Here is a 19,699-nt window from a genome sequence, read left to right on the forward strand (position 1 = left end):
CTGGTGACGAAAGGACGATCTGTCTCTGGGCAACTGCGCCCTTCCTCATCCGAGGTCGGACAGCAGGTCGTCCAGGACCGCTTCCTCCTCCACCCGCACGCCTGAATCCGCCAACGCGCCCGCCAGGTCCGGGTCCCAGGGGGCGTCGGCCCGCGCCCCGGTGAGCGGCGGGCCGGCGGGCAGGGTGCGCACCGCGGCACGATAGTGGGCGGCGGTATAGCGCCAGGGACTCCAGGGGACGCGGCGTAGCAGGGCGGCCGCGATGCGCAGGCCTCCCCAGTCAAAGTCCCCGTGGTAGCACAAACCGGTGCCGTGTGTGTGGAGGTGGTGCAGGAGGGTGAGGGCAGCGGCGGACGGCTGCCCCTGGAGGCAGACCAGGGGTGCGGAATCCGCGCCGTACGTGTCGGCGGCAGCGGCGAGCACAGCCGGGTTTTCGCAGATCCAGACCGCCGGCGGTGCTGAGGCAGGCGGGTGCCGGATCAGCTGCCGCAGGGTCAGTACGGCGGGCTCGCCCTCGTCGGCCATCCAGTCCAGGGCTGGTGTGCCCGGCAGATTGAGGGTGAGCACGGTCGAGGAGAGTTCGTCACGCAGCAGTCCCGCCGAAGCCCACACCTCACGCCGCCACTGCGCGCCGCTGCCGTCCGGAAAGCCGGTCAGAGCCCGGACACCGGAGAGCGTGAGACTGCACAGCGGGGTTCCGTCATCCAATGCGTGTGCGTTGCCCAGCAGTTGGGACGAGAAGGTCGGCAGCGACACCGGCGGTTCCGCCGGGAGCGCGCGCAGTGCGGTCGCGGCCCGGCTGAGCAGGTCGGCCGCCGCGGCGGGGGTGCCGGCGAGGCGGCGTACCAGTCCGTCGCTCCGGAGCCGGTCGACCCAGGCATGGAGAGCAGGGACCTCCTCCGCCAGAGCCTCCACAGGGAGGTACGCCTCCTGCCATGCCCGCTGTTCCTCGGCGCGAGCCGGGCCGAGGAGTCTGACCGGACCGGTGAGCGCGACCACGGCCGCAGCCAGCCCTGCAGGGCTGATGCCGGAGCGGCGCAGGAGGTCGTCCACCGCGTCGAGCCGCACAGACAAGGACCGTCCACTGCCAGGAGCCCGCCCCAACAGCCTTTCGGCCGCTTCTCGTTGCTCTGCGGTCGGCGCGCTCAGAAGAACCGGTCCGGTGAGCGGCTGCTCACGCTCCAGGCGCCGGCGTGCACGGTCGACCAACCAGTCGAGTCCGGGGTCCCCCAGCAACCGGCGCAGCCGTACGTTGTCGGCGGTCACGGCGGGGTCGGGTGTCAGTTCCACAGTGGCTCCGCTCCGGCAGGTGCTTCGGCGCTGGGCCGGGGGATCTGGTGATACTCAGGCCGCACCGGCTCCGGACCGCGCAGCCGCCGAGTGCCGTCCCATTCCCAGCGAGTGACGAGCACCGCCGCGACCTCATCGATCCGCGACAGCTGGGCGATGGCGATGCCGGGCACCTGGGGGTAGCAAGCCCACTCGCGTTCACTGGTCATCACGACGTCGAGGTCGAAGGCATGCAGCAACCCGAGGCACTTGGCGCGCGAGTCGTCGTCCACTCCCGCGAACGCCTCGTCGAGGGTGACCAGTCGCGGCGCGTGCGGGCTGCCCGCGCTTGCGTAGTGGGAGGACGCGGCGGCGAACAGCGGCACGGAAACGGCCAGCACCCGCTCGCCGCCCGACGCGGGCCCCGTGGCCGGAACCCAACGGCCCTGCTGGTGCCGCTCGACCCCGAATTCATGCCAGGTGCGGTAGTCGAGTGCCGCGGTGAGGTGCTCCAGCCAGCTGCCCGATGCGTCGTCGGCGTGCTGGCGCGCGATCTGCTCCTGGAGGAACTCACCTACGGCTGCCCGGTCTTCGACGGTCCAGATGTCGGCCGACCTGCGCAACCGATCCCTGGCCTGAGCGAGCCCCGCGGGGGCCTTGCGGGAGGCTCGCCATACCAGCCTCAGCCGCATGCCGGTCGAGGTCGGCCGCTCCTCCAGCTCGACGTTCATGTCCCGCACCTGCCGTTCGGCCGCGCCGATCAGCTCCTGGAGCGTGCCCGCGACCTCGGTGACCAGGTGGGTTTCCAAGATCTCCCGCTCCCGTGCGGACAGGATGCGTGCGAGTTCGCCGACCTCGGCAGCCAGCGCGTCGGCCAGTTCCGGTACTGCGCGTTCGCGGCCCTGGTAGACGATGTCGACGACCATCCCGTCCTCCACCATCCGGGCGGAGGCGCGGTGCCCGTGCCGGGACAGCGTGTCCTGGAGGGTTTTGAGTTCCTCGCTGAGCCGACGTTGCACCCGCTCCCAAGCGCTGTCGGAGTCGTCGGTGGCGGACAGGCCCGCGTCGATGCCGCGAGCCAACGCGATGGCGGGGGTGGCTGCCCAAGCCTCGCCATCTGCGGCGGGCACCCGGATGTCGGGCAGAGCCACGCCCATCAGACCGGTCTCCGTGAACCGCTGAAGCGCGGCGATGGCCTCCGTGCGCGCCTCAGCCGCCTCCCTGAGCCCTTCGTGCAACTGCTCAATACGACCTTCGGCCTTACCAGCCGCCCGATCGGCTTCGGCATGGCGCTTACGGCTGAGACGCTGCTCGTTCTCGCAGGTGCGCAACGCCTCCGCGGTCTGTGCCAGCATGCGCTGGAGTTCGGCGACGGCGGCGCCGACCGTGGCGCGCAAGGTGGTGAAGCGTTCGTCGGCGGCTGCCGCCTCGCTCTCCGCCTCCTTCGCGCGAGCCGCGAGCTCTGCGGCTCGCTCCGCGGCCTGGCCGGCCTCGGTGCGTTCGTCGTCCGCCTGGCCGGCCGCCTCGCCGCGCTCACGCAATGCGGGCCAGAGAGCGGCCAGCACCTCGGCGAGCGAACCGAGAGCGTCGCGCACCGCGGACAGCCCTTCCTGATCGGCGGGCAGCCTCAGATCCTCGGCGGTCCGGGCGAGTTCGGCCGCGGCCGCCTCGCTCTGCTCAGTCGCCTCCCGCAGGGCAGCGGCCCGCTCCGCGCGCCGCGTGCTGATCCGGTGCAAGGACGCGGCGGCGGCCGTCACCCGAGCATGCGCCCGGGCGAGGGCACCTTCGTCGGGCACCTCCGCCACCTCGGCATCGAGGACGCGACGGCGGGCTGCCACGGTGGCGGCCAGGTCCGCGACGGCTGCCGACTCCTCCTGAACCTGGTCGAGTTCGGCACGGAGGGCAGCCATACGAGTCCGCCGGGCGGCTTCCCGCGCGCCCTCACCGATGTATTCAGCGGTGGCCTTGGCCCACCGGCCGGTGAGCGCACCGACCCGGAAGCGTCCATCCACAGCCGCCCAGGTTCCGGTTTCACCTTCCGGCTCGACGGCCGCCTCTCCGGCCCGTCCGACACCGATCGCGGCGAGCAGGTGGGCCACCGTGCCCTCACCCACGGCTGCGGCATCGGCGTCCTCGTGGTCCACCGCGGGGCGCAGCAGCCCCGCGAGTGACGCGCCCCGTACCGGACCCGACGCAGGGGCGAGCAGTACGTCATGGCTGTCGGCCGCGAGCACCACGCCATCGGGGAGTACCCAGGCGTCCAACAACCCGGACGCCTCCAAGGCTGCCTCCAGACCGGCGCGTTCCCCGTCGGGGAGGCCGTCCTGGAAGTCCACCAGTCTCCACAGGGGGGCGCCCGTCAGCCGCTCACGCAGACCGGGGGTGCGCGTGGACGGCGGCTGCGGCGGACGCCGCCCACCGGCCTCCAGCGCGGCCAGTTCCTGCCGCAGTCTGTCGGCCTGCTCGGTGAGTGCGCTCCGGCGCCGCGCGGCCTCGGCGGCCTGCTCGGCCAGGCGCGCGGATGCGGCACTGTGGGCACGCGCGGCCTCGGTCCGCGCCGGGTAGGAGCCGTCGAGACGGCCCACCCACTCCTGCAGTTCGTCCAGCAGCCCGGTCTCATCCGGATAGGCGAGTTCGGTCCAGCCACGGGCACGGGTACGGACCTCGTCGAGCAGTGCCCGGCCGGCGTGCGCCACCTCCTCCTCGGCCAGGCTCAGCTCAGCCGCGGCCGCGCCCCGGTCGGCATCGGCCTCATCGAGCCGGAAGGCTCGCTTGCGCCGTTCCTCCGCAGCACGGGCGGCTGCCTGGGCAAGGCTCTCCACATGGGTGAGAGCACGTCGGCCCCGCTCCACGGACTGTTCGACGGAGCCGCGCAGTTCGCCCCCGGTGAGCCCGTCCTCCCCGGGCAGGGCGACCCGGGCCGCGGCGGCCGCCTCGCCCGCCTGCCGATAGGTGTCCTTGACGTGCTGCTCCGCCACCCGCAGACGATTTTCGGCCGCACCGAGCCGATCCAGGCTCCTGGTGTGCAGTCGCAGTGCCTGGTCCCGGTCGCTCCGCGCACGTTCCGCGGCGTGCGCCGTGCGGTCCGTCTCGCGGTGCGCCTGGTCGAGATCCTTGGCGCTGCGCATCTCGGGGCCTTCGCGCAGAGCGGCGTCCTGGGCACGCAGCCTGCTCTGCTGTTCCTCCAGCGTGCGGGTCGACTCCGCCGCGGCCTCCCGCTCCTCCTCGGCCTTGGCCTGTTGGGCCTGCGCCTCGGCGAGGTCCCGTTGGCGGTGCTCATAGCGGGAGTGCTCGACACGGGGCAGGCGGGCGCGGCGGCGAGTGGCGATACGGGCGTAGCGCCGGTAGTGCTCCAGGAATTCGGCGGCGGCACGCTCGGCTGCGGAGGCAGCCGCCAGTTCGGCCTTCTCCTCGTCCAGCGAACGGAACGCCTCGGCCACGTCGGCGATGACTGCCTGGTCCACGGGTGGCAGGGCCTCGGTGAGCGCGCGGGAGAGGGCTCCCTCGTTGGGGCGCTTGGACAACTGGGGCTGGCGCAGCTGGACGAGCAGGTCGACCAGGGCGCCGTAGCGCTGCTCGCCGAGCCCAAAGAGCGCCTCGTCCACGGCTCTGCGGTAAGTCCTGGCCTGGTCGTACACCATGCCATGGCCACCGACGGCTTCGATGAGACGGTCCCGCGACAGAGCCGTGCCCGTCGCGTCGACAAGGCTGAGGAACCCCTCCGCGGTGGTGCCGGGGCCATGATGGACCCGTTGGCCGGTGACCGCGTACCAGTGCCGGGCGATACCGCGCCCGCTCACCGCCTTCAGTCCGCACAGCAGCGTGCGGAAGTGCGTTTCCCCGTTGGCCGGGTCGAGTCTGCCGAACTCGATCCAGGTGTAGCCGAGACGCTCGGAGTGCGGGTGGTCACCGCCGAGCAGGAGGTTCCATTCCATCCGTTTGCCGGGGTCGCCGTCCGGTTCCACCCGTCGCGGGCTCAGGTCGGCATCGAGCAGGAAGGGCAGGGTGAGCGCGAGCACCTTGGACTTGCCGGTGCCGTTGTTGCCGCGCAGCAGCAGACGCCCGTCGCGGAAGTGGAATTCCTCCACGTCGTAGTGGAAGAGATCGACGAGCCCGATCCGGAGGGGTTGCCAGCGGGTGCGGAGCGGTTCGGGGAGTGCGGTGGTCACGCCTGACCGGCCTTTCGTTGTGTCGGCATGCGTAGGGTGCCGGGTTCGTGTACGACCGGTTCGCCGACCGAGTAGCGGGCCAGAGCGGGGCGGGGTTCGGCCCCGTCGGCAGTACGGGAGACGAGGCCGAGGGCGGCCAGCCGGGCGACGGCCTGCTCGGCCAGCTCGGTCTCCATGCCCGGTTCCCGTGCCGACTTGGCCCAGAATCCGCCGTGCTCGGCGGCGAGTTCCCGTACACGCTGCGCGAGTTGGTCAGCTGTGACCGGTCCGCCGGCCCTGGCCAGGTACTCCGCGAGCAGCAAGGTGATGTGGCCGTGGGTGCCCTGCTCGGGCATCCGGACGTCGGTGAGGTCGTCCTCGGGGTCGACCATGGCGATGCCCTCAGCCCGGATCTCGGGAACCAGGCCGGTCAGGTCGGCCACACGGGCCGTGAGGAACCCCCGCTGCCGGGTGAGATAGCTGAGTTCGGCGTCACTCAGCTCGTCGTAGTAGAGCACCGGATCGTCCAGCAGTCTGCGGGTGAGTGTCTGCCGCATCGCGCGAAAGCGCAGCTCGTCGCTGTCGAGGGCGGTTTCGGCGACGAGCTGCGCCAGCCGGTCGGCGATGCTTTCAGCCTGCACCGTGGAGGGCCCACGGCGCGTCGCGAGCAGCCCTGCCAGCACCCGTCGTTCGACGTCGTACAGCACGTCGCCGGCTCCGTTCACGTACGCGTCCTCGTCTCCGGCGACCCTGCGGAGTACCCCGAGGCTGAGCAGAAGCCGCACGACCGCCGCGAGGTCGAGGCGCTCGTCCCGGCGGTCCAAGGCGAACTGGATGCCTGCCGCGACGAGTCGGGGGTCGGTGGCGTCTAGGACGACCTGGTCGGCGAGACGGCCTAGAGCGATCTGCGACTCGCCGCGCTCCAGGGCGGCCAGGGCCAGACAGAGCAGGACGTAGCGGCGGCGTGTGAAGGGAGCGGGGGCGCGGGTCGCCTCGCGGGCAGGATGCGTGGCGTCATTGAGCACGCCGGGGATCTTGCGCAGCCGGGCGGTCTCCGCGTCGACGTGGAGAGGCCAGCCGGTGTTGCGGTCGAACCACTCACGGAGTTCGGAGGCGTGCCGTCGCACGAGCCGGAATTCCTCCGCGTGCCTGCCGTGGGAGAGGAGGAGGGGCTGCTTCAGCAGGGCGCGGGCGGCCTTGCGGACTTCGGCGGCGTGCTGTCCGTCGAGCACCTCGGCCAGTGGCGTGGTCATCGGTCGTTCGCTCCGTGCGTCGGGCCGTCGGTCAGGTCCACGATCTCGATGAGGTGATCGGGCCCGCGAAAGGTGCCGGACGGCGTACGGATCTCCGCCGCCGGTCCGTCGGCCAGTGCGCTGAGCCGGATCTCCATGGAGCCGTCATTGCTGGTGGCCACGGTGTGCCGCATGCCCGGACGCCAGGTGGCCAGTGCGTCGCCGAGCAGTTGGAGGAAGAGCCCGAAGGACGCCGGGTCGAGCTCGCCGAGTTCGGACAGCCGGACCGTTCCGTCCGTGACGAGTCGGGCCCGGGCCGCGGCGGTCTCGGCAGCCTGCTTGGCTGCCACCTCGGCGAGGTGGCGACGCCGCTCCTGACGGTCCTCGACCTTGCGGGGTTTGCCCCGCCGCTCGTAACTTCCGGTGCGGCGCAGCTGAGGGCTGATCCGCAGCGGCTCCGCAGCGGACCAGGGAGTGGCGGCGGAAACCGGTGCGGCCACGCGGGCGGCCAGGGTGTCCGCGTCGATCGTGAGGTGACGGGCGGGATAGAGCCCGAAAGCCGCCCGCCACAACCGGTGCCGCGATGCGTCGTCGGAGGTCTCGGCGAACCAGCGGGCGAGCGTGCGAAAATCCGCGGAACGATCGGACCGCCCGGCCCGACGCTCCCCCAACGCACGGACGACGGCCAGCATCTGCGGGATCGCTCCCAGGGCCCGGCCCCGTAGCAGTCTGGCCTGCGACTCGCGTCCGTTCCGGGTGAGGAACCACGCCGCGAGCCCCTCCCAGCGTCCGGCCCAGTGCGCGTACGCCTCCTGCGCGGCGTGCGCCGCCTCCTCGGGCGCGGCGTCGGCCGCCTCCCGTCCGGCGGCAGCCCTGAGAAGGGCCTCGAACCTGCCCGATTCCTCCAACTCCAAGATCAGCTGGGCGATGCGCCCTCCCAGGGTGATCAGGTCCTGGATGAAGCGCTCCAGGTATTGGATGAGGCGATCTTTGTAGGCGAGGAAGACCGCTTCCTCCACCTCGTGGAGGTCAATCGTGCGCTGCAACGAGCCCATGAACGCCCGGGCGTTGTCGGCGAGAGCGGCGAACCGGCTGGCGAGCGCGTCGAGCGCGAGATGTGTCTTGCCGGGATCGGGATGCTCGTCGGCGGTGAGCACGAGGAGGGCCCGCAGCTGCGTGACAATGTCGTGCAGTGCGATGGCCTGGAGGGCGCCGCGCCGTCCGAGCGCCTCGTCGTAAGCGGCAAGCGCCTCCTCGGCGGCTTCCCCGGCCTGGGTGAGCTGGTAGATGAAGCGTTTGCGGTAGAAGTCCTCCACGGCGGTGACCCGACCCGTGTCCGGATCGGCCCGTAGGTTCCCCCACTCGACCAGCTTGTCGAGTGCTTTGACCACCCCGTCGAGCTCGCCGGGCCGCACCTCCCCGGGCAGCGCTTCGTACACGTCCTCGGGCCGCAGGTGCACGGCGAAGTGTTCCTTGGCCACGACGAACGTCCGCATCACCTGTCGGTAGAGCGCGGCGTTCTGCACGGTGAGGTGGGTGAAGGGGCTGAACGCGTCCGGTTCACCGGCCAGAGCGATGGCGGCGGCAGTCATCAGCGGCCATTTTGCCGTGGGGGTGATGCTCCTGGGCGGGGACCAAAGCACTTGGCTGAATCACGCCGGTAGGTGCACCGCCCGAACCCCAAGGTGCCGCCTGCTTGCCATGAGCGGCAATACGGGTCGGCTCGCGTCACAGGCTGCTCTTCAGGCCAATGTGACGGAGCTTCAGAACATGTGTCATCTGAGCTCAGAACTCTGAGCATGCCACTGAGCCACTACCTGAGCAGGTGTCGCACCGTCCTGCATCCGCAAGGCAATCGTTTTGGGCAGCCGACGCGGCCTCCACCCGCCCTTGACCTGTCGAATGCACGGAAACAGGTCAAGGGAACCAATAGGACCGACAAACCGCAGATCAGGAGCCCTTGGCCGCCCGCTCCAGAATGACCACGCACTCCACATGATGCGTCATCGAGACCATGTCGACACCGACGTCTTCACTCCGTACACAAGGCCGAATGCGCTGACATCTCCCGCTCGACATCAGCGCATTCGGCGCAGTTGGACAGGGGACTCGGGCGAGTTGAGTGAACGGGTCGCGACCGTGGTCACCGGATCTGCCGGGCGAAAGCCTCGTACGCCTTCTCGTCGAAGAGGACGAACCTGACCTCCTCGACCGACGTCTCCGCCGCCCGCACCGTCTCCACCGCGATCCGGGCGGCGTCCTCCATCGGCCACCCGTAGATGCCCGCGGAGACCGCCGGAAAGGCAACCGTACGGGCGCCCAGTGCGTCCGCCACCCGCAGCGACTCCCGGTAGCACGAAGCCAGCAGCTCCGACCGGTCCTCCTCGGGGGTGAAACGCGGGCCCACGGTGTGGATCACCCAGCGGGCCGGGAGCCGGCCGGCGGTGGTGGCGACGGCGGCGCCGATGGGCAGGCCGCGGCGGTATTTCGCGGCGCGCAGGGCGCGGCACTCGTCGAGGATGTCCGGGCCGCCGCGGCGGTGGATCGCGCCGTCCACTCCCCCGCCGCCGAGCAGGGAGGAGTTGGCGGCGTTGACCACCGCGTCCACGGCCTGTTCGGTGATGTCGCCCTGCCTGAAGGTGAGGGTGGTGTTCATGGGCGAAGAGCGTAGGAGGGCGGGGCGGCGCGGGCGGGACGGACGCGCCGGGGTCAGCGGCTGCTCGCGCGAAGCCGGCGCCAGACCGCCTTGGCGGCGTAGTGGCCGGACATGCCGTGGACGCCGGGGCCGGGCGGGGTGGCCTGGGAGCAGAGGTAGACGGCGGGGTGCGCGGTTTCGTAAGGGACGCGGGCGAGTTTGGGGCGGATGAGGAGGCGCAGGCCGGCCGCGGAGCCGGTGGCGGTGTCGCCGCCCACGTAGTTGGCGTTGCGGGCGGCGAGCTGCGGGGGGCCGGCGACGGCGCGGGCCAGGACGCGGTCACGGAAGCCCGGGGCGAAGCGTTCGATCTGCCGCTCGACGACCTCGGTGGCGTCACCGTCCCAGCCGTTGGGGACGTGGCCGTAGGCCCAGAAGGTGTGCTTTCCCTCGGGGGCGCGGGTGGGGTCGATGAGGCTGGGCTGGGCGGTGATGAGGAACGGGACGGAGGGGTCGCGGCCCTCGGAGGCGGCGTTGAGCGCGGCGGAGATCTCGGCGCTGGTGGGGCCGATGTGGACGGTGCCGGCGCGCTGGGCGTCCTTGGCGGTCCAGGGGACGGGGCCGTCCATCGCGTAGTCGATCTTGAAGACGCCGGGGCCGTACTTGACGTCGCGGTAGGCGTTGCCGAGGCGGGCGATCCGGGCGAGCGCGGTGGGTGAGGTGTCGAAGACGTAGGCGCGGGCCGGCGGGAGGTCGTCGAGGCGTTTGACCTCGAAGTCGGTGTGGACGGCGCCGCCGTGGGCGCGCAGCAGTCCGGCGAGGGCGTCGGAGAGGGCCTGGGAGCCACCGCGGGGCACCGGCCAGCCGTTGGCGTGCGCCGCGAGCGCGAACATCAGGGCCAGGCCGCTGGTGCCGAAGCCGCGGAGCGGGGCGATGGCGTGGGCGGCGAGGCCGGCCAGCAGGGCGCGGGCCTTCTCGTCCTGGAAGCGGCGGTTGAGGAGGGTGACCGGCTGCATGGCGACCAGCCCGAACCGGGCGTAGGTGACCGGGTCGCCGGGCAGCCCGAGCCACTGGGTGCGCAGGAAGTCGCGGGAGAGGGCGTCCCACTTGCCGACGAAGGGGGCGACCAGCCGGCGGTAGGTGCCGGCGTCGCGCGGCCCGAAGGACATGGCGGTCTCGCCGACGGACTGGGCCAGCACCCCGGCCGTGCCGTCGGGGAAGGGGTGCGCCATGGGGAGTTCGGGGTGCAGCCACTCCAGGCCGTACCGCTCCAGGGGCATGGTGCGGAAGGCGGGTGAGCCGATGGCGAGGGGGTGGACCGCGGAGCAGGGGTCGTGGCGGAAGCCGGGGAGGGTCAGCTCCTCGGTGCGGGCTCCGCCGCCGATGGTGTCGCGCGCCTCGAAGATCTCCACGGACATGCCGCGGCGGGCCAGTTCGACCGCCGCCGTCAGGCCGTTGGGTCCTGCCCCGATCACGACGGCATCGAGCATCCTCGGCACCTGCGCCACTCCCCTCACGTCCGACCCTCGTCGGTGAGGGTCAGTTGGCCGCTGCCAGCAGTCCGAGGATACGCCGCGCGGTCTCGGCGTCCCGTGCGGCGGTGAAGGGGAGCGCGTTGCCGCCGGCTATGCGGAACGGTTGGCCGGCGACGGTGCCGCTGGCGCCGCCCGCTTCGTGGACGAGCAGCAGTCCGGCGGCGTGGTCCCAGGCGTTCTCCCAGCTGAAGGCGGTGGCGTCGATCCGGCCCTGGGCTATGTGGAGGTATTCCAGGCCGGCGGAGCCGCAGGGGCGGGGGGCGATGCCTCCGGTGTCCAGGGCGGCCAGGACGCGCTTCTGGTCGTCGTCGGTGAAGTCGTGGTGGGAGGTGGCGACTTCGAGGTCGGCGCCTGCGGCGGGGTGGCCGGCGGTGAGCCGTTCGCCGTTCAGCCAGGCGCCGGCGCCGCGGCGGGCGGTGGCCATCAGGCCGAGGGCGGGCGCGTACGTCCAGGAGGCGAGCAGTTCGCCGTGGTGGGCGAGGGTGACGAGGGTGGCGAAGCCGGGGTCGCCGTGGACGAACTGGCGGGTGCCGTCGACGGGGTCGACGATCCATACGGGGGCGTCGCCGCGCAGCGCGTCGAGGACGGTGGGGTCGGCGTGCACCGCTTCCTCGCCGACGACGCGGGAGCCGGGCAGCAGGGCCGTCAGGGCGGCGGTGAGCTGCTCCTCGGCACGGCGGTCGGCGATGGTGACGAGGTCGTGCGGGCCGTTCTTCTCGACGATGTCCTCGGCGGCGAGCTGCCGGAAGCGCGGCATGATCTCGTCGGCGGCGGCCTGGCGGACGGCGTCCTCGACGGCGGCCAGGTCCAGTGCGGAGAGGTCCGGCGACGGGGTCACCGGGGCCGCGGGGGTCGTCGCGAGGTCTTCGGTGATATTCGTGGTATCTCCCGAATCGTGGGGACGAAATGCTTCGATCATGCGTCCATCGAACCACGAGCCACTGACACGGCTGCTGTACTGCGGGTGAATTCCCGATGCCGCGGAGGGCACGGGCGGGTGCGGCCGGGAGGGCGGCGGCCGGTCGCGCACCCGCCGGCCGCCCCTTCTCCGGCCGCCCCCGCCCACCCCGCGCCGGCGGGCCGGTGTCAGCGCCCCACCGCGTATCCCTGCATCCCGCGCGGGTTCGCCGCCGCCGACAGCACCCCGGTCCCGGGGTCGCGGGCCACCGCGCACAGCCGCCCCTCCGACCAGGCGGCCCCGACGGTGACGTCGTGCCCGCGCCGCCGCAGCTCCTCGACGACGTCGGTGCCGATACGGGACTCGACGGTGACGCTGCCGGGCCGCATCCCGCGCGGGAAGAAGGAGCCGGGGAAGGAGTCCTGGTGCCAGTTCGGGGCGTCGATGGCGCCCTGGAGGTCGGGGCCGCCGCGGACTTCCGGGCGCAGCACCGCGGCGAGGAAGAAGTGCAGCTGCCACTGGTCCTGCTGGTCGCCGCCGGGCGTGCCGAAGGCCATGACGGGGACGCCGTCGCGCAGGGCGAGGGACGGGGTGAGGGTGGTGCGGGGGCGGCGCCCGGGGGTGAGGGTGTTGGGCAGGCCCTCTTCCAGCCAGGCCATCTGGAGCCGGGTGCCGAGCGGGAAGCCGAGCGCGGGGACGACGGGGTTGGACTGGAGCCAGCCGCCGGAGGGGGTGGCGGAGACCAGGTTGCCCCAGCGGTCGGCGACGTCGAGGTGGCAGGTGTCGCCGCGGGTGGTGCCGTCCGGGTCGACCCGGGGCTCGGCGGTGGACGGCACGCCGCGGGCCACGGTCGGCTCCCCCGCCCCGCTCCCCGAGATGCCCAGCGGATCGAAGCCGCCCGCCCCCGAGGCCACCGCCAGGGCGTGCCTGCCGAGCCGGGGCGGGCGCCCGTCCGGGCTGCCGGGCCGCAGCGCGTACGAGGCGTGGTCGTCGACGAGCTTGCGGCGCTCGGCGTTGTAGCCGTCGCCGAGCAGGGCGGGCAGCGGCACCTCGGCGGCGTCGCCGTACCACGCCTCGCGGTCGGCCATCGCGAGCTTGCTGCCCTCGATGAGCAGGTGGACGTATTCGGGGCTGCCGTAGGCGGGCAACTCGTCGGGGAGCAGGGCGAGTTGCTGGAGGAAGGCGGGGCCCTGGGACCAGCCGCCGGCCTTGGCGACGGTCCAGCCGTGCCAGTCGTAGGTCACGGGGTCCTCGTAGCTGGCGGAGTAGGCGGCGAGGTCGTCGCCGGTGAGGGTGCCGGCGTGGCGTTCGCCCGAGGTGTCCAGGGCGGGGCGGGCCGCGAAGTCGGCGAGTGCCTCGCCGATGAAGCCCTCGCGCCAGATGCGGCGGGCGGCGTCGAGCTGCGCCTCGCGGTCCGCCGACGCGGCCTGCGCCTCCGTGATCAGGCGGCGCCAGGTGGCTGCCAGCGGGCGGTTGGTGAGCAGTCCGCCGGGGGCCACGGACCTGCCGCCGGGGAGGTAGATCTCGGCGGACGAGGTCCACTCGGTGGTGAACAGCTCCCGGACGCTCTCCACGGTCTCCCCTATCCGCTCCACGGCGGGGTGGCCGTGCTCGGCGTAGCCGACGGCGTACCGCAGGACCTCGGCCAGGGTTTTGGTGCCGTGGTCGCGGAGCAGCAGCATCCACGCGTCGAAGGCGCCGGGGACGGCGGCGGCGAGCGGACCGGTGCCGGGCACCAGGTCGAGTCCGAGGGCCGTGTAGTGGGCGACGCTCGCCCCGGCGGGGGCCGGGCCCTGGCCGCAGAGCACCCGCACCGGCCCGCCGGCGGGCGCCAGGATGATGGGCACCTCGCCCGCCGGCCCGTTCAGGTGCGGCTCGACGACGTGCAGCACGAATCCGGCGGCGACGGCGGCGTCGAAGGCGTTGCCGCCGTCCTCCAGGACGGCCATCGCGGTCTGGGAGGCCAGCCAGTGGGTGCTGGCGGCCATCCCGAAGGTGCCTTGGAGGGTGGGGCGGGTGGTGAACACGGGGCCTCCTTGCCGTCGGTGGATCGGTGCGCTCCGCCTGCGTCCGGGGTTCGCAGGGGTGTACGGATCCCCCGTACCCTCCCCGCACGGCTCTGCACCGGACCGCGCTCCCCCGCCACACCGACGGCGCCCGCTGGGACGGCCTCGCGCTCGCGGTGGACGAACCGGGCAGACCGGACGGGCCGGAGCTGCGCTGCGAGACGGCCGACGGGCGGCGGCCGGCGGTGGTGCAGGGCGTGGACGACGCCGGCGGCGCACGACCCGGACCGGGGGCACATCACCTGGTTCGGTTACGGCGACCCCGTGGACGAGGGCCGGCGGCCACCCTGGCCGCCCGGGGGCACCTCCCAGCGGTAGCTGGGGGAACGTCCTGCGGGCGTACGAGGAGCGCGTCGCCGGGCTGGAGCGGCGGCGGGACGGCGGCGACCCGCTCGCGCCCCTGAAGATCGCCGCGGCGGGCCGGCGCCTGGACGCGGAGCTGCGGGGGCTGCTCCCCGGCTCCGGTCTCACCCGCGGCTGGCCGCTCCCCGGGGGCGCCGCCGCCTGGGACGCTCCCCCGGCTACCGCTGGGGGCGCCCCCAGCCCGAAGGCACGCGCCGGGCCGGCACCCCGATGTCACCCGCCGACGCCCCGAAACCAGGTCGCCGCGCCCCGCCTCCTTCCGTACGCTCGCGCCATGACCAGCACGGAGGAGCCGGCGGGGCCCGGCCGGCCGCAGCACCGTCCGCTCGTCGCGATCCTGAGCGGCGCCGGCATTTCCACCGACTCCGGGATCCCCGACTACCGCGGTCCCAAGGGGCTGTGGCGGCGCGACCCGGATGCCGAGAAGCTGGTCACCTACGACGTGTACATGGCCGATCCGGAGATCCGGCGGCGCTCGTGGCGGATGCGGCAGGAGAGCCCGGCCTTCCGGGCCCGGCCCAATGCCGCGCACGAGGCCGTGGCCGCGCTGGCCCGGTCCGGGACGCCGGTGCGGGTGATCACCCAGAACGTGGACGGACTGCACCAGCTCGCCGGGCTGCCCGAGCGCAAGGTCCTGGAACTGCACGGCACCGCACGCGCCGTCACCTGCACCCGCTGCCATACCCGTTCGTCGATGGAGGAGGCGCTGGAGCGGGTGGCGGCGGGCGATCCGGATCCGGCGTGCCTCGTGTGCGGCGGGATCCTGAAGTCGGCGACGGTGATGTTCGGTGAGCGGCTGGATCCGCAGGTGCTCGGTACGGCGCTGGGTGTGGCGAAGGCGGCCGAGGTCTTCGTGGCGGTCGGTACGACGCTCCAGGTGCAGCCGGCCGCCTCGCTCGCCGGGGTGGCCGCGGACCACGGCGCGCGGCTGATCATCGTCAATGCCGAGCCGACGCCGTACGACGCTCTGGCAACCGAGGTGATCCGCGAGCCGATCGGCACCGCGCTGCCCCGCCTGCTGGAGCGGTTCGGCTGACCGCGAGCGGCCGGACGGGCCCGCCGGCCCCCGGTCCCCCGGTCCCCCGGCGGCGGCTCAGAAGGCCGTGTGCGCGAACCAGTGGTCGAGCACCGCCTGGTCGCCCGAGACCTCGAAGGCGGCCTCCTGGTAGGTCCGTCGCCCGTAGAGCAGCAGCAGGAGGTCCGCCGCCTGCCCCCGTACGACGGCGTCCGGCTCGGACGGCGCGTCGTCGGCCGCGGCCGGCGGCAGCGGTCGGAAGCCGTCCGGCTCCAGCCGTACCCGCCACTCCTCGCCGGTCCCGCCGTCCGGGCCCGCACACCGGAAGGCGAGGGTCTCGCCGGTGCCGTGCAGCTTCGCGACGCCGGGGGCGAAGAGTCCCGCGTAGGGCAGGTTGACGAGGAATTCGTCGATCCCGTCCGCCGCCAGGGCGGCGTCGACGTCCGGCTCCCGGCCGACGGCGAGTTCCGCGTCCACCCGGTGCACCAGCGTTTCGTACAGCATCCGGCGGGCCCAGAACCGTGCGTGCGGGTCCTCGCCCCAGGTCCACATCGCCGCCCCCGGATCCGTGTCGCGCAGCACGCCGGCCACGCCCGGGACGCCCGCGGCCACCCAACCCGCATACTCCTCGGCGCGTTCCGGCAGCCCCAGCTCCACGTCGCGGCTGCGGGGCGGCTCCTGCACCCGCCGGGTCAGCAGCGTGCTGAACCAGCGCTGGAGCGCTCCCACATGGCGGGCGAGTTCGGCCAGCGTCCAGTCGGGGCAGGAGGGCACGGCGGTCGCCGGGTCGGCCCCGCCGACCACCTCGGCGAAGCGCAGGGTCTCCCGCTCGATCGCCTGCCGGTAGGTGTCGTACGGCAAGGGGTGTCCCGGCCGGCTCGTCGTCTCCATCAGCTGCCGCCTTTCCGTCCGCAGCGCGGATCGTCTCCCGGTCAGTGTGGCGGCTGGAGTCCACTCGAAGGCAAATCCGGCCGCCGCGGCCGTTACGGTGGTGACGCGGATCCGGATCCACCCGGATCCGGGCCGACGAGAATCCGGCACCGGTCCGGGTGACGGTGCCGACGAAGCGGAGAGTGCGCGGTGCACGGCGAGTACAAGGTCCCCGGCGGCAAGCTGGTGGTCGTCGATCTGGACGTCGAGGACGCGTCCTTGCGCAACGTCCGCGTCGCCGGGGACTTCTTCCTGGAGCCCGACGAGGCTCTCCTGCGGATCAACTCCGCGCTGGAGGGCGCCCCGGCCGACACCGACACCGCCGGGCTCACCGCCCGTATCGACGCCGCGCTCCCCGAGTCGGCGGTGCTGTTCGGATTCACCAGTGAGAGCGTCGCCGTCGCGGTGCGGCGCGCGCTGGCCCGGGCCACCGACTGGGGCGACTACGACTGGCAGCTCATCCACGGGGCTCCCGAGCCCCCGGCGCTGCACATGGCTCTCGACGAGGTCATCACCGCGGAGGTGGCGGCCGGCCGCCGGCCGCCCACGCTGCGCGTCTGGGAATGGGACTCCCCCGCCGTCATCATCGGCAGCTTCCAGTCGCTGCGCAACGAGGTCGACCCCGCGGGCGCGGCCCGCCACGGCGTCACCGTGGTCCGCAGGATCTCCGGCGGCGGAGCGATGTTCGCGGAGCCGCGGAGCACCATCACCTACTCCCTGTCCGTCCCCGAGGCACTGGTCTCCGGGCTCTCCTTCGCGGACTCCTACGCCTATCTCGACGACTGGGTCCTGGCCGCCCTCGGCGACCTCGGAATCAGGGCGTGGTACCAGCCGCTCAACGACATCGCCACCGAGCTGGGGAAGGTGGCCGGCGCCGCGCAGAAGCGGATGGTCGGACCGGAGGGCGGGCCCGGTGCGGTGCTGCACCACGTGACCATGTCCTACGACATCGACGCCGACAAGATGGTCGAGGTGCTGCGGATCGGCAAGGAGAAGCTCTCCGACAAGGGCACGAGGAGCGCGAAGAAGCGCGTCGACCCGCTGCGCCGTCAGACCGGACTTCCCCGCGAAGCGGTCATCGAGAAGATGGTCGACTCCTTCCGGTCGCGCTACGGCCTCACCCGCGGGGCCGTCACCGCCCAGGAGATGGCCCGCGCCCAGGAGCTCGTACGCACCAAGTTCGCGAACGAGGAGTGGACCACGCGCATCCCGTGACCGGTACCGCGGTCCGTACGGGCCGCGGTGGCGCGCGGAAGGGGACCGGACCGGCGCCCCTCAGGGCCCTTGCGCACGGCGCGGGCCGCCGGCCGCCTCGGGGTGGCAACTCGCCCCGTCCCGGCACCCGTTCAGCCGGCGAACGCGGCAATGCCCTCCGCTCGCCGGAGGTCATTCACCCGATGGCCTGCCCGCCCCCGCGCGTGCGCGTGCGGGTCGGCGCGCCCCCGGCGATCCTGAGGACATGGCGGATGGCGCGAACACCGACGACCGGGCGGGCGACGAGGGTCGACAGCGGCCGGAGCAGCCGGGTGGCAACTACGCGGGTGCGATCTACGGATCCCTTCTGGCCGCGTCCGTCGTGGCCGGGACCGCCACGTTCGGACCGTTCCCCCGGCTCGGGCTCCTGCTGCTGCTGCTCATCACCGGCCTGGTGTTCTGGGCGGCGCACGTCTACGCCCTCCTCGTCGGCGACCTGCTGTCGTACCGGCATCTGACGTGGGCCGCGATCCGGCACGTGGCGGGGCATGAGTGGCCGATCGTCCAGGCGGCGGTGCTGCCGGCCGTCGCCGTGGCGGTAAGTCCGCTGCTGCGGTTGGACCTTGAGGGCACCGCGTGGTTCGCGCTGTCCGTCGCCGTGGCCGAGCAGATCGGCTGGGCGAGCACGGCCGCCGTCCGCGCCGGCGCCTCGCTGCGCGTGGTGGTGGTCTCCGGCGCCGTCAACCTGGTGCTCGGCCTCGTCATCGTGGTCGCCAAGGCCCAGCTGCACTGAGCCCGTCGGGCAAGGAGAGCCGGGTGAGCGGGATGCTCCGGCCCTGGACGCCGTGGGCAGGTCGGCGCACTACGAACGGCCCTGCCCGCATCGCCGGGTCGCTTGTCGGTTCGGCGTCCGGACCGACTGCGTGCCGGCCGTCGAGTCACGGGGGAGCCGCGCCCGCCGCCGTCATGCCTCCAGGATCAGTTGCAGGAGCTCGCGCAGGGTCTCGCGCTGCTGCGCGGTGAGCGGGGCCAGGGGGTCGGCGGCGAAGGGCATGCGTGCGCGGAGATCGGCGGCGACGGTGCGGCCGGCGGCGGTCGCGGCGACACGCTTGACGCGACGGTCGCCCGGGTCGGGGCTGCGCTCGACCAGGCCGCTGGACTCCAGCCGGTCGATGATCACGGTCACGTTCGACGGCTCCGCGTGCAGCCGCTCGGCGATGCGGCGCATCGGAACCGGGCCTTCGGCGGCGAGCAGCGCCTTGGCCTGGAGCGGGGTCAGGTCGTGGGGCGTCGCGGCTGCCTCGGACTCCTGGCCGTAGCGACGGTTGATGGCCGCGAAGAGGCCGACGATCTCCCTGCTGAGCTCATCCGGTGGGTTGGACATGGCGTCCAGCGTACCCATGTGCTTGACAGCATCAAATATCCGTGCCCATAGTTATGGAGCATATTAGTTATTCGACATAAGTAAGTTGGGAGCACGAGGATGACCACCAAGACCGTCCTGATCACCGGCACCTCCTCCGGCATCGGCCTGGCAGCCGCCGTCACCGCCGCGCGAAGCGGATGGCACGTGATCGCCACCATGCGCGACACCGCCAAGGCGGGCGCACTGCTGGCGGCGGCGGAGGAAGCCGGAGTCGCCGTCGACGTCCGGGCCCTGGACGTGACCGACCCGGCCTCGGTCGAGGCATGCCTGGCCGGCCTCGACCGGCTGGACGCGCTCGTCAACAACGCCGGCGCGGGCCACGTCGGCACCCTGGAACAGGAGAGCGTCGAGGACGTACGCGCCGTCATGGAGGTCAACTTCTTCGGCGTGCTGCACGTCACGAAGGCCGCCCTGCCCCTGCTGCGGGCGAGCAAGGGCCGCGTGCTGACCGTGACCAGCGTCGGCGGAGTGATCGGCCAGCCCTTCAACGAGGCATACTGCGCCGCCAAGTTCGCGGTCGAGGGCTTCATGGAATCCCTCGCACCGGTCGCGGCCACGACCGGCGTGCACGTCAGCGTGGTCGAGCCGGGCGCGGTGGCCAGCGAGTTCGTCAGCAACGTGGGCCTCCCGGACAACGCACTGCAGCAGGCCGGGCCGTACGCGCCGGCCCTGTCCGCCTACCTGGACCGCACCCGCGGCGCCTTCGCCCACGCGCAGACGCCGCAGGACGTGGCCACGCAGATCGTCGATCTGCTCGCCGCCGAGCGGCCGGCCTTCCGGGTCCTCACCTCCGACACCGCGCGCGCCTTCGCAGCGACGAAGCTCAAGGACCTCGACGGCTCGGCCGTGCAGACGCTGACCAGCGGCTGGGTCGTCTAGGGCCTGCCTGATGGGTCAGGGCCGGGCGCCCCCACCCCACCCGGCTACAGAGCGTGCCCATTGGCTCACTCCTTTCCGCATACCTGCCGGCCGACCGGGGCAGGGAAGAGCC

The 19,699-nt window shown here is 72.9% G+C and carries 14 protein-coding genes; 4 read left to right on the forward strand and 10 right to left on the reverse strand.

Annotation, left to right across the window (positions count from 1 at the left end):
* Positions 1 to 45: 45 nt before the first annotated feature.
* The 8 genes from GR130_RS28315 to GR130_RS28350 all read right to left on the reverse strand — a co-directional run bounded on the left by GR130_RS28315 (position 46) and on the right by GR130_RS28350 (position 13,741).
* The gene (locus GR130_RS28315) at positions 46 to 1,290 is read right to left on the reverse strand and encodes a TIGR02679 family protein (protein ID WP_159507327.1); all 1,245 of its coding nucleotides are present in this window, start codon (positions 1,288 to 1,290) and stop codon (positions 46 to 48) included.
* Positions 1,281 to 5,438: a TIGR02680 family protein gene (locus GR130_RS28320; protein ID WP_159507328.1), complete on the reverse strand. Its 4,158-nt coding sequence runs from the start codon at positions 5,436 to 5,438 to the stop codon at positions 1,281 to 1,283. Before GR130_RS28320 ends, GR130_RS28315 begins: the two co-directional genes overlap by 10 nt.
* Positions 5,435 to 6,670, reverse strand: a complete 1,236-nt coding sequence (locus tag GR130_RS28325; protein ID WP_159507329.1) for a TIGR02678 family protein — start codon at positions 6,668 to 6,670, stop codon at positions 5,435 to 5,437. Before GR130_RS28325 ends, GR130_RS28320 begins: the two co-directional genes overlap by 4 nt.
* Entirely contained in the window at positions 6,667 to 8,241 is a 1,575-nt protein-coding gene (locus tag GR130_RS28330; protein ID WP_159507330.1) for a TIGR02677 family protein, read from the reverse strand. The genes GR130_RS28325 and GR130_RS28330 overlap by 4 nt, the downstream gene beginning before the upstream one ends.
* A gap of 551 nt (positions 8,242 to 8,792) precedes the next feature.
* A complete protein-coding gene (locus tag GR130_RS28335; protein WP_159507331.1) occupies positions 8,793 to 9,305 on the reverse strand; it encodes an O-acetyl-ADP-ribose deacetylase in 513 nt (170 codons plus the stop codon).
* A 53-nt stretch (positions 9,306 to 9,358) separates the two neighbouring features.
* Positions 9,359 to 10,780, reverse strand: coding sequence for a phytoene desaturase family protein (locus tag GR130_RS28340; protein WP_159507332.1), 1,422 nt, complete (start codon positions 10,778 to 10,780; stop codon positions 9,359 to 9,361).
* A 40-nt stretch (positions 10,781 to 10,820) separates the two neighbouring features.
* Positions 10,821 to 11,735: an inositol monophosphatase family protein gene (locus GR130_RS28345; RefSeq protein WP_159507333.1), complete on the reverse strand. Its 915-nt coding sequence runs from the start codon at positions 11,733 to 11,735 to the stop codon at positions 10,821 to 10,823.
* Between the two features lie 167 nt (positions 11,736 to 11,902).
* Entirely contained in the window at positions 11,903 to 13,741 is a 1,839-nt protein-coding gene (locus tag GR130_RS28350; RefSeq protein WP_201305023.1) for a gamma-glutamyltransferase family protein, read from the reverse strand.
* Between the two features lie 676 nt (positions 13,742 to 14,417).
* On the opposite strand from GR130_RS28350, the gene GR130_RS28355 reads away from it, so the two are divergent.
* Positions 14,418 to 15,179 (forward strand): SIR2 family NAD-dependent protein deacylase, encoded by a 762-nt coding sequence (locus GR130_RS28355; protein WP_159507334.1) that lies wholly within the window; start codon positions 14,418 to 14,420, stop codon positions 15,177 to 15,179.
* A 57-nt stretch (positions 15,180 to 15,236) separates the two neighbouring features.
* Here GR130_RS28355 and GR130_RS28360 read toward each other — a convergent pair whose 3' ends face one another.
* Entirely contained in the window at positions 15,237 to 16,049 is an 813-nt protein-coding gene (locus GR130_RS28360; protein ID WP_159507335.1) for a maleylpyruvate isomerase family mycothiol-dependent enzyme, read from the reverse strand.
* Between the two features lie 189 nt (positions 16,050 to 16,238).
* On the opposite strand from GR130_RS28360, the gene GR130_RS28365 reads away from it, so the two are divergent.
* Together GR130_RS28365 and GR130_RS28370 are read left to right on the forward strand one after the other, a co-directional pair.
* Positions 16,239 to 17,303 carry a lipoate--protein ligase family protein gene (locus GR130_RS28365; protein WP_159507336.1) on the forward strand — a complete coding sequence of 355 codons (1,065 nt, stop codon included), beginning with the start codon at positions 16,239 to 16,241 and terminating at the stop codon, positions 17,301 to 17,303.
* Between the two features lie 244 nt (positions 17,304 to 17,547).
* Positions 17,548 to 18,075: a hypothetical protein gene (locus GR130_RS28370; protein WP_159507337.1), complete on the forward strand. Its 528-nt coding sequence runs from the start codon at positions 17,548 to 17,550 to the stop codon at positions 18,073 to 18,075.
* Positions 18,076 to 18,246: 171 nt separating this feature from the next.
* Here the strand turns inward: GR130_RS28370 and GR130_RS28375 are convergent, their stop codons facing one another.
* Positions 18,247 to 18,666: a MarR family winged helix-turn-helix transcriptional regulator gene (locus GR130_RS28375; protein WP_236573587.1), complete on the reverse strand. Its 420-nt coding sequence runs from the start codon at positions 18,664 to 18,666 to the stop codon at positions 18,247 to 18,249.
* Positions 18,667 to 18,765: 99 nt separating this feature from the next.
* On the opposite strand from GR130_RS28375, the gene GR130_RS28380 reads away from it, so the two are divergent.
* Entirely contained in the window at positions 18,766 to 19,587 is an 822-nt protein-coding gene (locus GR130_RS28380) for an SDR family oxidoreductase (protein ID WP_159507339.1), read from the forward strand.
* The last annotated feature ends 112 nt before the right edge of the window (positions 19,588 to 19,699 follow it).

The organism is Streptomyces sp. GS7 (genome assembly GCF_009834125.1).
Taxonomy (GTDB): domain Bacteria; phylum Actinomycetota; class Actinomycetes; order Streptomycetales; family Streptomycetaceae; genus Streptomyces.